Origin of the sequence: Microcoleus sp. CAWBG27 (assembly GCF_020883145.1) — a bacterium.
GTDB lineage: Bacteria > Cyanobacteriota > Cyanobacteriia > Cyanobacteriales > Microcoleaceae > Microcoleus.
Genome location: NZ_JAHREU010000004.1, coordinates 72071 through 87316, shown reverse-complemented (window position 1 = coordinate 87316; position 15246 = coordinate 72071). Strand labels below are relative to the sequence as shown.

8 protein-coding genes are annotated in these 15246 nt (G+C 46.6%); 6 read left to right on the top strand and 2 right to left on the bottom strand.

Translation table 11 applies throughout. The annotated features are described in order from the left end of the window. Positions 1–103 precede the first annotated feature (103 nt). The gene (locus QZ938_RS03805) at positions 104–583 is read left to right on the top strand and encodes a hypothetical protein (protein ID WP_293349425.1); all 480 of its coding nucleotides are present in this window, start codon (positions 104–106) and stop codon (positions 581–583) included. A gap of 110 nt (positions 584–693) precedes the next feature. Here the strand turns inward: QZ938_RS03805 and QZ938_RS03800 are convergent, their stop codons facing one another. Continuing rightward, positions 694–2730 (bottom strand): S8 family serine peptidase, encoded by a 2037-nt coding sequence (locus tag QZ938_RS03800; protein WP_293349422.1) that lies wholly within the window; start codon positions 2728–2730, stop codon positions 694–696. 103 nt (positions 2731–2833) lie between these two features. Between QZ938_RS03800 and QZ938_RS03795 the strand changes: the two genes are divergently transcribed. Both QZ938_RS03795 and QZ938_RS03790 read left to right on the top strand, forming a co-directional pair. Beyond that, positions 2834–3880, top strand: a complete 1047-nt coding sequence (locus QZ938_RS03795; protein WP_293349419.1) for a UPF0104 family protein — start codon at positions 2834–2836, stop codon at positions 3878–3880. Positions 3881–4216: 336 nt separating this feature from the next. Beyond that, on the top strand, positions 4217–8521 hold the full coding sequence (locus QZ938_RS03790) for a DUF4347 domain-containing protein (protein WP_293365359.1): 4305 nt from the start codon (positions 4217–4219) through the stop codon (positions 8519–8521). A gap of 404 nt (positions 8522–8925) precedes the next feature. Here the strand turns inward: QZ938_RS03790 and purM are convergent, their stop codons facing one another. Then, positions 8926–9954 (bottom strand): phosphoribosylformylglycinamidine cyclo-ligase, encoded by a 1029-nt coding sequence (gene purM / locus QZ938_RS03785; RefSeq protein WP_293352671.1) that lies wholly within the window; start codon positions 9952–9954, stop codon positions 8926–8928. A 665-nt stretch (positions 9955–10619) separates the two neighbouring features. On the opposite strand from purM, the gene QZ938_RS03780 reads away from it, so the two are divergent. The 3 genes from QZ938_RS03780 (at position 10620) to QZ938_RS03770 (ending at position 15114) form a co-directional block, all read left to right on the top strand. Next, on the top strand, positions 10620–11687 hold the full coding sequence (locus QZ938_RS03780) for a septal ring lytic transglycosylase RlpA family protein (RefSeq protein WP_293352669.1): 1068 nt from the start codon (positions 10620–10622) through the stop codon (positions 11685–11687). Between the two features lie 341 nt (positions 11688–12028). Further along, a complete protein-coding gene (locus tag QZ938_RS03775; RefSeq protein WP_293352677.1) occupies positions 12029–13615 on the top strand; it encodes a bifunctional pantoate--beta-alanine ligase/(d)CMP kinase in 1587 nt (528 codons plus the stop codon). A gap of 566 nt (positions 13616–14181) precedes the next feature. Beyond that, complete coding sequence (locus QZ938_RS03770; RefSeq protein WP_293147108.1) at positions 14182–15114, top strand: polysaccharide deacetylase family protein; 933 nt, start codon at positions 14182–14184, stop codon at positions 15112–15114. Positions 15115–15246 lie beyond the last annotated feature (132 nt).

Genomic DNA, 15246 nt, shown 5'->3' with positions numbered 1-15246 from the left:
GAAACCTGGTCTTTGGAAGTATGTCGCAAGTATAGTAGAACAGAATTACTTTTCGCGGTAAGCTATAATTTAAGGATCACAAACATAACATCAAAAATCTAAAATGACAGTAACTGAAACCTCTAACATTCGCAAACTGCTGTGCGATCCTGACTTAGGTCTGATTCCTCATCTAGAAAAATCGCTGAAAGACTTACACTCGTCTGCGATCGCCAACGGAGAGAAATTTAAGGTAGAACCTTACGATATCGAACTCAACAACTGCCACACTCAAAAGCATCCCAACGACCAAAAACCCCTTGTCACTCAGTCAGTGTTAATGAAAATTCCCCTGACTGGGAAAGTTCAAGACAAGATGCACTTATATCTGATCGCTAGTGAGTTGCAGAACCAAATCGATATCAAAATTATCGACTGGAGTGCCTTGGAACGCCGCCAATACGACATTCACGGCATCCCCTTAAAGCAGCCGATTACCAAAATAGATGGCGAGATGAATTACGAGTTAATATTCGATCGACCAGGCTACTGCTGCATCACTCTGTGCCGTCAATTTGACTTGACTTACGCCGCCAATTATTAAGGTTTTAGGTACGTTGTTGCGCTTCAGCGCTCTTTCTCATATATATGTAAGAGCGCTGAAGCGCAACAACGTGCCTTTGAAAGAGCGCTTAAGCGCAACAACGTGCCTTTTTAAACAGATCGACTCGCCGTTTCCGCCAGAATCTGCTTAATTTGAGCAGGAGTCAGACTGGGATTGGCTTGCAACATCAAAGCTATCACCCCGGATACGTGCGGCACTCCCATGGAAGTACCCGCAAAATATCGATAGGGAATCCCCGGTTGAGACAGCGGCACAGTTGAATAAACGTCCCCAGCATCGGCCCTACCGCCGTCGCCGCCCGGAGCGACAAAATAACTAATTGTGTTAGATCCCGCCCGGTTAGAATAATCACCAAACAAGCCGTTGCGGGTAACACCACCGACAGCAATTCCTACCTCATTCGCAAACTTAGCCGGATAATCTACATCCGGGCGAGCTTCATTTCCTGCCGCCGAAATCACCACCACGCCCTTAGCTTCCGCCGCTCGAATCGCGCTCAATTCGCGATCGTTGAACTGTTGACCGCCAAAACTCACATTAATTATTTTCGCACCATTTGCCACCGCGTAATTAATTGCGTTAATTTCATCTGAGATTCTGCCTACTCCTGTGCTATTGAGTATTTTCAAAGGCATAACTTTGGCAGTCGGAGCAGTTCCAGTTATTCCCACTCCATCCTTTTTGGCAGCAACTAAACCCGAGATATGAGTGCCGTGGCCGTTATCATCCATCGGATCGTTATCGTTGTTGGCAAAATCCCATCCCCGCACATCATCTACAAAGCCATTGCCATCATCATCTACGCCGTTGCTAGCTTTATTTCTACCTGCGGCATCAACGCCATTTTCTCCTCCATTGCTCCAAACATTCCCGATTAAATCCGGGTGATTGTAGTCAATGCCGCTGTCGATAACTGCTACGACAATGCCATCTCCAGTCAAACCCTTCGTCCAAACTTCTGGAGCTTTAATTAAGTCTCTGCCCCACTCGTCACCGCCCAAGTCTGGAACATCAGGAAAAGTGGGCACACCTTGAGCTTTAGCAACTGCCGCCGCCGCATTAACTAAACCAAACCCAAAACGAGAGTCAAAACCAGGTGAGTTGCTGGGATTGTCAGGAACAATAGTTGCAGGAGTTGCAGATAAATTTAGGGTAAAATTTGTATTACCTTGATTTTGATAAACTCGGACAAAGTATGTTCCGGCTGCCAAATTTTTGAGATCGATCGACTCTGGCGATAAACCGGATTCTTTAGCAGAAGCAATAATATCGGTAAAGTCAATAGAATTGTCGCCGTTAATATCTTTAATCACAGCCACGTCAACATCGGCACTAAAACCGCTGACAGTTAATTTAAAGTCGTTAGTTGCAGGCAAAGTAAAGCGGTAAAGGTTGTCTGGGCGGGCGTTGCTAACCGAGTCGGCGATGGTTTGATTGCTGCTCAAAACGCCTAAATCTCGGGCTTGGCTGAGTTGGTTGCCCAATACGGGATTTGCAGAGATGAACTTACCGCTGAGGTTTTGTGGTGATGTGTTGGCGACTAAGCCTAAAATAGCACCGGATTGGCGAATTTTAATTACTGTATTGGGAGTGCCGGAAACTGTTTCTAAAGTGAGGTCTGCTTCGGTAAGATTGTCAGTTAGTCCGATCGCATCCTCAACACTGTTAAAGTCAGCGATCGTGTCTGCAACAGCCGGATCTGAGACTGGGGAATTGCTGCGAAGCACAAAGGTATCTGAGCCCAAACCCCCTGTCAGCGTATCTTTGCCTCCATCGCCTGTTAAAACGTCGCTACCGTTGCCGCCGTTGAGGCTATCATCTCCCCTACCTCCTTGCAAGGTATCGCTGCCCTTTCCGCCAAACAGGAAGTCATTGCCGGCACCGCCGTTAAGCAAGTCATTCCCGACACCACCGAAGAGAGTATCGGAATTGGCACCGCCGAGGAGTCTGTCGTTACCATTATCACCGCTGAGGCGATCGGCATCCGAGGCACCGACAATAAAATCATTACCTCCGAGGGCAAAAAGTCCGTTAGGATAAGGAGTCAAAAAGCCTGGAGTTAATGCGAAACTATTGGGGCTATCATCTAAAAGATAGGAAAATCCGTCAGGGCTCGGGCCGGGCATAGAAATTTACTCCTTAGATAAAATCAATCTAAATTTTAGATTCAAAACATGAAATTGTCCTTAAAAAATCTACAATCCCAAATTCATTAATCAGGATCGGAAAATGGGAAAACAACACTTGCATCGAATTCAGAATTTTTTCAACCTCGCCAAATCACGTTTAAAGCCTTATTTGCGCTATGTGATTTTGGGCGGCACGTTTTTATTTATTGCCCAAGCTTTTGTAACTCACTGGCGAGAAGTCGCTAATATCCGAATTCGAGCCGAAAGTTTTCCGTTATTGGCTATTGCGGTTGGTGTCACGTTACTGTCTCTAATTTTTGTCGGCTGGGTGTGGATGTTGATTTTGCGCGAATTCCGCCAACCTGTCAATGCCGCCTGGGCGATTCAAGTTTTTCTCAAAACTAATATTGCCAAGTATTTACCGGGGAATATTTGGCATTTTTGGGGTCGCATCTTGGAGGCAAAAAAGGCAGGAATTGCGCCCAAAGCTGCTACTCTCAGCGTCTTGTTGGAACCGTTGCTGATGGCTTCTGCGGGCGTGCTGATTGGGTTGATTTGTTTTGAGCGGATCGATGGCTTTTTGCGAATTGTCGGCTGTGCTGCTATTTTAATAGCCATTCATCCCCGAATTTTAAATCCGATCGTCCTATTTGTAGAGCGCCTGAAGTTATCCAAGAACAAGGGCGAAAATTCCGAGGTTGGAGATGCTGCGGGCGATCGACTAATTTCGCCTTTAGAGTCTAGCTCCAATCTAACTAAAAAAATATCTAATGTCAAGTCTCAGCGCAAAAATAATTTGCCAATTAAACGCTATCCTTTAGTGCCGTTAATCGGACAAATCTGTTTTATCGGATTGCGGGGCAGCGGTTTTTTGCTAACGGTGATGGCTTTAAATCCGGTGAATTTTATCGATATTCCCAACTTGTTCGGTGCTTTTGGTTTTGCGTTTGTTGTGGGTTTGGTTGTACCGGGTGCGCCCGGGGGGATGGGAGTATTTGAAGCAACGGCGATCGCCCTTTTGGACGATCGCTTTTCTGTGGGTATAATTTTGAGCACCGTCGCTTTGTATCGGATTATCAGCATTCTGGCGGATGTTTCCGGTGCTGTGTTGGCGAAAATTGACAGGAAGCGCGGACACAGTAAATGAGCGGAAAATAATAGATCGGGCTAGCGGATTTACCCCGATTAGCTGGAGTCGAAAATATGTATTTTTATTAAGACTTTGGGCTTACGTAAGTATGCTGGCTATAGTTGAATTTAGACAAAATTTTGTCAAATAATCTGTTTGGCTAGTTAAGAAACAAAGCCACAAACAATATAGTCTGAATCAATAAATTTAAGACTTGCAAACAAACCGAGTTGTTCTCAGGAAAATCACAATTTTAGGTATTTGTACCGTCAAAGAAACGGTTTTTTTGAGTTCGGGTGTGCTAGTCCTGGATTTATGAAAAATTATTTACTTTAGGATCTGGGGTACACAGCCATGATACCAGTTTTATCAGCAGTATTTATCGATGCAGCAGTAACAGACTATCAAACTCTCCTCGATGGAGTGAAATTGGGAGTAGAAGCAATAATTATCGACTCCCACAGAGATGGAATCGAACAAATTAGCGAAGTCTTAGCGAATCGCACTAATATTGACAGCATTCATCTAGTTTCCCACGGCGAACCGGGAAGCTTGCAACTCGGTAAAACCAGACTATCTATTGATAACCTCGAAGCTTATAGCCAGCAATTACAGCAATGGCGGCGCGCCTTAACAGTTGATGCAGATATCTTGATTTATGCTTGTAATGTCGCAGCAGAATCTCGTGATTGCCCGAAAGTCCGCCAGGGAATTTATTCCCTGTTCGAGCGCGAAAGTCGGTTGAAACCGACTGAAAACAATTTCATTAAACAGTCCCCGATCGAGGACTTTTGCTATGAGACGGGGGTTGAAACGAACGGCGGACTCGATGAACAAGTTGTAAATAGTACCAACTTCCTCCACCGCATTGCCACTCTCACTGGTGCAAATATCGCCGCCTCCAAACATCTCACGGGGAGTGCAAAATTAGGAGGCAATTGGGAACTCGAAACAAAAATTGGTAACATTAAATCTCCCCTAGCATTCGAGTCAGACGCAATGGAAAATTATGCGTCTGTTTTGGCTACCTATAGCGTTACCAATACTTCCGATAGCGGTACGGGATCTCTGCGAAATGCGATTCAACAAGCCAATTTCAATCCCGGATTAGACACAATTAACTTTAACATTCCCGGCACGGGCCCTCATACCATTACCCTTTTAAATCAAGCGTTACCTGTCATCACCAGCCCAGTAATTATCGATGGCAAATCTCAACCCGGATATGCTGGGAAACCAATTATCGAACTCAATGGCAGTTTGGTACAAGTTGGTGGTTCTGGTAGCTTGATTGGTACTAACGGTATAGAATTGAGCAGAAGTCCTTTTGGGGGTCAGGAAGATTCCAGTGGCAGCACAATTCAGGGATTAGTTATTAATGGATTTGGAAAAGCAGCAAACATTTTTGGGGGCTTCGGCATTTGGGTATATACTAATAACAATACTATTCAAGATAACTACATCGGCACTGATATTAGCGGTACTGCTGCTGTAGGTAATACTATGGGCGGCATTAGAATCAACAGTGGCAGCAATCCTTTAGTGCCTAATCCCACACCTAACCCCATCACAGGCACTATTATCTCGCGCAACGTCATTTCTGGCAATGGTGCTTTAGGAGGCATATTTCTTGCGAAAATATCAGCAACAAATACCACAATTACGGGCAATTATATCGGGACTGATACCACGGGTACAAGAGATTTAGGCAACGAGGGTGATGGCATTATGATCCTCGATCGAAGTTCCAATCCTAATAATAATATCATTGGTGGAGCCGCACCCGGAACCGCGAATATTATTGCGAACAACAAGGGCAGCGGTATTGAGGTTAATGGAAATATCAGCAACCAAACGATTCAAGGCAATAGCATTTTTAATAACAAACGATTGGGCATTGACTTGATCGGTACTACTGGCGTGACTCCCAACGATGTGGGCGATGCAGATAAAGGCAGCAACAACCTGCAAAATTTTCCGGTTTTGACCTCAGTTAGCGGCAACACAGTCAAAGGCATTCTCAACAGCACTCCTAACAATAACTTCCGCGTCGAATTCTTTGCTAATAAAAGTTATGACTCCGCAGGTGCAGGTCAAGGTGAAACTTTTCTAGGTTTCCAAGATGTGACGACAGATAGTGCTGGCAATGCTAATATCAACTTTCCCTACACTCCAGTAGCAGGCAAACCGGTTCTCGCAGCTACTGCTACTAACAAAACTACAGGTGATACATCGGAATTTTCCCGTCGCAATCAATCTCCGATTAATTCAATACCGGGAAGAACAACTACTACCACAACTAACCCAAACAACATTACGATAAACAGCGGAGGAATACCTAATTATAACGTTTTAGCGACACCGTATCCGTCTGCTATTGACGTTTCAGGCGTGACGGGAAATGTAGACAGTATTACGACCACTATCAACAATGTCAAAACTTCGGATGGGGTTTATTCAGCATCACAGGTAATTAACCTGTTGCTAGTTGGCCCACAGGGACAAAATGTAGTGTTAATGTCTCAGGTAGGATCTGCACCGCTTAACAACATCACACTGAAGTTGGATGATAATGCTGCCTCTTTTCTTGGTTCTACATTTCCAACGTCGCTACCAAATATTGCTTCAGGAACTTACAAACCAACGAACTATTCGCCAAACGGTTTTCGCGATATTTATTCCTTGGTTATACCACCTGGTACGCCGACAGGAGCACCAGAAGGGCCTTACGGTTCGACTCTTTCTGTTTTTAATAAAACCAACCCGAATGGTGCCTGGAAGTTGTATGCAGTTGATGCCAACCAAGAGAATGGTGTGGCATCCGGTGCTACTATTCCTGGAAATATTGCCAGTTGGAGTCTGGACATTACTACCGATACCGGCACAGCAACCACAACTCAAAATACTCCTCGCATCTTCTCTGCTAGCAACAGCAATAGTATCTCTGTATTTGACTCAGATAGCGAGTTGGTGGAAGTTAATCTCAGCGTCACCAGCGGCAATCTGACACTCAAGTCGCTGACGGGAATTACCGGATCTGGTAATGGTAGCAACATCCTGATTTATACGGGAAAACAGGCTGATATTAATGCTGCTTTAGATGGTTTAACTTATACGCCGAATCCGAATTTTGTTGGTACGGATACGCTGACTGTGACGACAAAGGATAATGGTGCCCCGGAATTAGGCGGTGCTCAAACGGATGTCGATTTTGTAAATATTACCGTCAATCCGCCAACACCGACACCAACTCCGACTCCGACTCCGACACCAACTCCGACTCCGACTCCGACTCCAACTCCAACTCCAACTCCGACTCCGACGCCGACTCCGACACCAACTCCAACCCCAACTCCAACCCCGACTCCGACTCCGACACCAACTCCGACTCCGACGCCGACTCCCACACCAACTCCAACCCCAACTCCAACCCCAACCCCGACGCCAACTCCGACGCCGACTCCGACACCAACGCCGACACCAACTCCAACACCAACTCCGACACCAACGCCAACTCCGACACCAACGCCAACTCCGACACCAACGCCAACTCCGACACCAACGCCGACTCCAACGCCATTGGACACTCCGACACCAACTCCGACGCCTGCGCCAACTCCGACGCCAACTCCTGTGGCTGCGCCAACTCCGACGCCATTACAAACTCCGACGCCAACGCCAACACTTGCGCCAACTCCAACGCCTACGGAAACTCCCACACCAACACCAACGCCTGCGCCAACTCCAACGCCTGCGGAAATTCCAACTCCCACGCCGACGCCCGGTGTAATTCCTTCTCCTGCTGCGCCAGAGTGCATTTGCGATGCTATTGACTATCCAAATCTCAACCAGCCCAACCGAATTGATAACATTATTAACATCAACGGTAGCGGTGAAATTCAGTTTGGCACGCCGGAAAATAATGCTTGTTATGGCAGCCCAAATCCGAATATTTTCGTTGCGGGTTTAGGCGATGATAACATCTACGGGGGCGAAGCAAATGATATCATTTACGGCAGCCAAGGCAACGATTTTATTGAGGGCAATCAGGGCGACGATATCCTGTTTGGCGGCAAGGGTAATGATATTATTGTTGGCGGTAAAGGCGAAGATATCATTTTCGGAAATAGCGGCAATGATTCGATACACGGTCAAGAAAACACCGACTTAATTGTTGGCGGTGCAGGTGATGATTTTATCGACGGAGGCAGGGGGAACGATCGCGCCTTTGGAGGCAAGGGAAATGATATTATCTTCGGCAGCGGAGGCGAGGATTCTCTCTACGGCAATTATGGTGATGATACCCTCTGCGGAGGCGTTGGCAATGATTGCCTGAGTGGGGGTGCTGGCAATGATTTGCTAGACGGGTGCGAGGGAAATGATACTTTGATTGGCGGTTTGGGGGATGACTGTCTGATTGGATGTGCTGGCAGCGATCGCTTTTTACTCTCTACCAATTCCGGGAGCGATATTATTGCCGATTTTGAGAATGGAAAAGATTTGCTGATTCTAGGTAATGGCTTGACTTTCGAGCAATTAAATGTTACTCAACTCAGCGGTAAAACGTCTATCCAGTTTGTACCGACTGGGGAAATTATAGCTGTTTTAAATGGAGTTATGCCTCCCAGTATTAATGCAGCAAATTTTACTTTGATTTAAATTTGTACATTACTCTAAGGTATGTTGTTGCGCTTCAGCGCTCTCTTATATATATTATGAAAAGAGCGCTGAAACGCAACTACGTACTTTCATATATAAGAAAAAAGCGCTCAAGCGCAACTACGTACCTAAATATCAACTTTCCTCGCTCATTCAAAATTTATGCACTTCGAGTCTAATAAATCGGCTTTTTTCCAATCTTATTGAAAAATTTGTCAGAAAGAAGGATATTTTACCTATTGATTTTTGCAGAATTCTTGTGGTATATTTTAGATAATGGAAATGGTGACTTACATTTTAAAATTGTCACCACTCCCATTATTAAATAATACTTTTTTGAACCGTCAAAGTCAAGCGTTTGACCCTAAAAAAAGGGCGATTTTTTTTAATTCATGCAACTAAAATTAATCGACGCCCATTACTAATTCTCCACTACCGTCAATAACTTCGCCGATCGCAAATGCACCAATTCCCTGAGATTCAAACCACTTAACAGCCTGCTCGACTTCCCGGCGATCGACCAACAGCACAAAGCCAATACCCATATTAAAAGTATTAAACATATCGGCCGTCGCAACTGAACCCGCTTCAGCAATCCAGTCAAAAATTGGCAAACTCGGCCAGCTACTGGTGTCAATTTTCACAGATTGATTGGCTCCCAAACAGCGGGGCAAATTTTCCGGCAAACCGCCACCAGTAATGTGAGCCATACCGTGAATTTCTAAACCGCTCTTAATTGCTTCGAGGACTGGTTTCACATAAATTGTAGTCGGAGTCAGCAGCACTTCTCCTAAAGTTTTGCCGCCCAACTTTTCCGGTTGGGAATTCCAATCAAAACCTAGATCGCCCGCAATTTTTCTCACCAAACTAAAACCGTTGCTGTGCACACCGGAACTAGCCAGCCCCACAGCCACATCTCCCACCCGTACCTGGGAAGCGTCAAGCAATTTGCTCTTTTCGACAATTCCCACGCAAAAACCAGCCAAATCGTACTCACCTGCTTGGTAAAAACCGGGCATTTCTGCGGTTTCCCCTCCGAGTAAAGCACAGCCCGCTTGCTTGCAACCCTCAGCAATTCCTGTCACCACCCCAGCTAATTGTTCGGAATTTAACTTTCCGGTTGCTAAATAATCGAGAAAAAAGAGGGGCTCGGCGCCGGATGTCAGTACGTCGTTGACGCACATCGCCACCAAGTCGATACCTACCGTGTCGTGCCGATCGAGATCGTGGGCCAATTTCAACTTAGTTCCCACGCCGTCAGTGCCCGAAACCATCACCGGCTCTTTTAAACCCTCCGGAACGCTGAAAAATCCGCTAAATCCGCCGAATCCGCCCAAAACTCCCGATCGGTGGGTACTTTTGACTGTATTCTTGATGCGATCGACAAAAGCTCTGCCCGCCTCAACATCCACACCTGCTGCTCGATAATCCATAAGTCTGCCAAATCGATTTGTACGTTTTAGTTTATTCGGAACCGTCAGTCGATTTTGGATTTTGGATTTTGGATTTTAGATTTTGGATTGGGGATTGGGGATTTTAGACTTCCAGCTAAGCGCCAACGTTGAACGAACCGTGGATCTCGGATCTCGAATAGAGTCTAAAATTTTGGGCTCACAGCAAGTATCCGTTTGGTTGCGAACTCAACCTTAAATACTTGACAAACAGATTTTTTCAGGCTAATCCTTCGGCAACCATAAAATACGCGAATTTTTTGTAAATTTTTGTAAAAATTTCTGGAATCCTGAAAATGGCTGTAACCACTGCAATTAAAGGACTTTGTCAGACAGAGTTCTGAGAAAATTTGAGCAATATTGCTCAAATGTATCGAAACAGCGATCCCCAAGCGCAAAAGTTTGTGGTAGTCTGTTGCAGTTCGTTACCAAAACACAAATTGCGGATCGAGTATGAGTTGTCAAAGATCGGGGAAGTTTCAGCCAATTTTTTTTGGGGCTGAAGCATTACAGCAAAAATGCACCCGGATACTTTGCTTTGACTCACGGGGGAATGGCGAAGGGATCGAGAAAAATCCTTGACGCCTGCCGCCAAATGGCCAATCCTCCAATCTCGGTTGGCAATGGCTCTTCACAAAAATGGACGTATGAAGGAAAAATTTGTTGGTGGTTTACTCGCTGTCCTGTTAGTTCCTGTGGTAGGAACGGCATCTTCTTGTCACGCACAAGCGACAGACGCTCTGAAGCCAGACTCTCAGGGTTCCAAGCAGCAAGTAATTGCCACCCAACCGTCCCCGCAGTTAAACGCAACTCGGGTCGAAGCACAAAAAGTTGGACAGTATCAGTACCAAGCCAGAGCTGACATTGACCAAGACTCGATCGTCAAAATTCAGCCCCACGACTTGGAGGGGCGACAAGCAGTGACAGTCTACGTGCGAAACATTCCAGTCATCACCTTTCTGAACCCAAGCCAGGAAACCAACACCAAAATTGGAGAAACTGGCGATCGCAAAGCCAGTGGTAGCAGTCAGTCAAAAGTAGCCGGCACAAAAGAAAATCCCAAAGCCGGAAACACTGCCAGCAATTCCACCAATCAAGAACCAGATCCAATGTGGCGGGCATCTAGCTTAGCAGCAAGACTCAACCAACTAAACCGCAACAACATCGATCCCAACAGCATTACCGTTAAGTGGGAAAAAGGCGATCGCTACATAATCCAGGCAAACGGCGAGGATTTGGTAAGCATCAACGCTCAAAACATCCTCCCCGACACCACGAGCAACTTCAGCCGAGATGCGCTGCAAGTAACCAATCGCCTCCGCCGACTCCTGGGCAACGCCCCACCCTTGGAAGCAGTGGCAGGCCAACCCGAACCAGAACCAGAAGCCCCCGTGCTATCTTTGGGCCCAGTTCAAGTGCGGCTCAGCGGCTGGGCTTCCTGGTACGGCCCCGGATTTGATGGCAACCTCAGCGCCAGCGGCGAGCGTTTTAACCAAAATGCCTTGACTGCTGCACACCGCCACTTGCCCTTCGGCACTTTAGTGATGGTGCGAAATCTGGACAACGGCCGATCGGTAGTAGTTCGGATTAACGATCGCGGCCCCTACGTGGGCGATCGGCTGATTGACTTGTCGGCGGGCGCAGCCAACGTGCTCGGAATGATGAGCAGCGGTGTTGCGAGAGTGGAAATCCAAGTAATCGAATCCAAACAGTAAACAAGTGTAGGACGTTCAACAGTTGACAGTTGACAGTTGACAGTTGACAGTTGACAGTCACCTCTACTGGGAATAAAGACGATGGGAGTAATGAATAGTCTTGTTTTAATTTCTCCCTATAAGGGTGAAGGCTTTAAACCAATTCTTTCTGAAAAGGCAGCACAATAAATAAGTTATCGGAAGTGTAGAAGGCAGAAAGTAGAATAAAACTGACATCTTGGACTCGTCGAGTCCCGATGCGGGCGAGGCAAGTTGCTAACATCCGTGCAAGATGTCCGATCGAACAAATTCCGACAAACAAAATTCTGCATTCTGCCGAATGCCTTCAGGAGAGTCTACCGGTGCGCCTGTTTACTAGCATTGCAGCACTTCGCTGCTACTTAAATTCACAAAAGTCTGCTGCACCTCACGTGACAGTCGGTTTGGTGCCGACGATGGGAGCTTTGCACGCCGGACATCTCAGCTTGATCCAGCGGGCAAGACAAGACAATGCGATCGTCCTAGTCAGCATTTTTGTCAACCCGCTGCAATTTGGCCCGACAGAAGATTTTCAAGATTATCCCCGAAATTTGGATCGAGACCGGCTGCTGTGCGAACAAGCTGGCGTTGATGCCATTTTTGCTCCCCCAGCCACAGAAATGTTTGGGAATCCAGGGGGCGATCGCGCAGCAACCGACAAAACCGTCCAAACACAAATTCAAGTTTCATCCTTAACTCAAGTAGTGCCGCCACCGGCGATGACATCGGTGTTGTGCGGCAAGTCTCGGCCCGGTCATTTTCAAGGCGTCGCGACAATTGTTACCAAACTTTTGAGTTTGGTGCAGCCGACAAAAGCTTATTTTGGTCAGAAAGACGCCCAGCAGCTAGCAATTATCCGCCAACTGGCCTGGGATTTTAACTTGCCTGTAGAGATTGTTGCTTGCCCGATCGTCCGCGAAGAATCAGGACTAGCAATGAGTTCTCGAAATCAGTATTTAACAACAGAGCAAAAACAGCAATCCTGCGCCCTCTTCCGCGCGCTGCAACAAGCCTCAAAAACTTTTGCTTCAGGCGACCGCACCTCGGCCACTGCACTCGCTACCGCGCGCGCCGAAGTGGCAGGAGAACCAGAAGTTAAGCTCGAATACGCCGAACTCGTCGATCCCGATACTCTGATGCCGTTGGAGGTGGTGGAAACAGCGGGACTTTTAGCCGTAGCAGCCAGAGTCGGCTCTACTCGGTTGATTGACAATATAATTCTGAGGAACCGCAGGCCAATTGTGGCGATCGATGGCCCGGCGGGCGCTGGCAAATCTACCGTAACTCGCCAAGCAGCAAAAGCTTTGGGCTTGTTTTATCTCGATACCGGCGCGATGTACCGGGCGCTGACTTGGCTGGCTTTGAAAACAAACACGCCGATGTCCGACGAATGTGCGATCGCCGAATTAATTAGTTACAGCTATTTGGAATACAATCTCGATCCGGCATCTTTTATGCTGAAGATTAACGGCGAAGACATAACCCAGGAAATTCGCAGTTTGGAAGTGACATCTCGCGTCTCGGAAATGGCGGCAATTCCCGCTGTGCGCCAGTTTCTAGTAGATGAACAGCGGCGCTGCGGTACAAAAGGTGGGATTGTGGCAGAAGGCCGCGATATAGGAACTAATGTTTTTCCCGATGCGGAATTGAAGATTTATTTGACGGCTTCGGTACAAGAGCGATCGCGCCGGCGGATGTTAGAACTTAAAGACGCCGATCGGGCTAATATTAGTTTGACCCAGTTAGAACAAGACATCGCTCTGCGGGACTCCAAGGACAGCACTCGCCCGATCGCACCTTTACGGAAAGCTGCTGATGCTGTGGAAATTCAAACAGATAATCTGACTGTTGACGAAGTTATCGATCGGATTGTCGGCTTGTATCAAGAGAGAACCGGCCCTAAAAGTTAATTTGAAGGCGCTGGGGCGGTTGACAGTTGACAGTTGACAGTTGACAGTTGACAGCTAACAGTTGACCGAAGAAGAGCGACCTCTACCATTAAGTCCGAGGATTGGAGTAATGAATAGTCGGATTTTAATTTCTCCCTCAAAGACTTGGGGCTTTCAACCAATTCTTTCTGGTAACTACCTTCCGGAAGATTGCCACTATTCCCCGTTTTGATCGGTTAGGGGAACTCTCGCTGAAAATTCTTAAACTTGTTAATCCTGCCGAGTGCATCTGTGTTTTGCTTTTAATGCCGTGCGAGTAGATATTGTAGGGTGCGTCAGCGAGGAGCCGAATTTTTTGGTGGGGGAGCCAGAAGTGGCTGACGCACCCTACTACAAATGTGACTGTCAAAAGAAATGTTTTTTTGCAAAAATGAGATGCTCCCATCCTGCCGGACTTCCCCGCGATCGGTTAGTTGGAGTAACATTGCTAGGGACAATCTGATTTAAGATTATCCTCTAAGGTGAACTAACTAATATCAACATAAAATCTAGAATTAATTGTCGAAGGTGTGAAGGAGATTAATGACGTGACAAATATCAAACGGCTTTTGAGGCGGCGAAAAAAATTAATCGTTGCTTTTCTGGCTGCTGCGGGCAGTTTTTTGCTGGGTGTAACGTTGCCGATGAACTTGCGCGCCAATCAACCAGCGCCACCGAGACAGCCACAAGTCTTGGCAGTATCCTCGCCAGAACCAAAACTGATATCTAATGTTAGTGGAATCGCAGGAGCGATCGCCCATCGAGTTGAAGTTTCCCAACAAGCCCTAGCTCAACAGCAGGAAACTCGTTTTCAATCATCCCTACCATCCCAGTTTAAAGGTACCATGCTGCGTCAGGCAAAACTGGACGAACAGCACAAGGCGATCGCCCTGACATTTGACGACGGGCCCTGGCCGACAACTACTAGACAAATCCTAGAGATTCTGAAGAAAAACAATATTAAGGCTACATTTTTTTGGGTAGGAAGATACCTGCAAACATATCCCGAACTTGGCAAACAAGTTGCGTCAGCCGGTCACGCGATCGGCAACCACACTTGGAACCACCAATACATTAAGTATAACGAAGACGGTGCGGCTCGCGAGATCGATCGCACGTCATCATTAATTGAGGAAGTAACAGGCGTCAAAACATCAATGTTCCGGCCGCCAGGAGGCATTTTAAATAATGGATTGGCAGCTTACGCACAGAAGAAAAATTATGCAGTTATCATGTGGTCTGCTGATTCTTTAGATTGGCGGACTGCGACGCAATCCTTGATGGACAACGTGATGCGGCAGGCAAATTCTGGTGGCATTGTGTTGATGCACGACGGTGGCGGCAATCGTTCGAGAACTGTGCAAGCTTTGCCGGATATTATTGCTAAACTCAGAAAGGAAGGGTACAAATTTGTAACAGTTCCAGAGTTATTGCGGATGCAAGAACAAGTTTTAAATAAGCAGGAGACAGCACAAAAATAAAAACATGGGATAGTGGAATTAATCACCATTTTTCCATTTTTGACAAATCGATATATCCATCACAATTAAATAACCTTAGTTCTCATAGAAGAAAGGACTAAAGTCCTCACTACAAACCTACTGATATGTTCG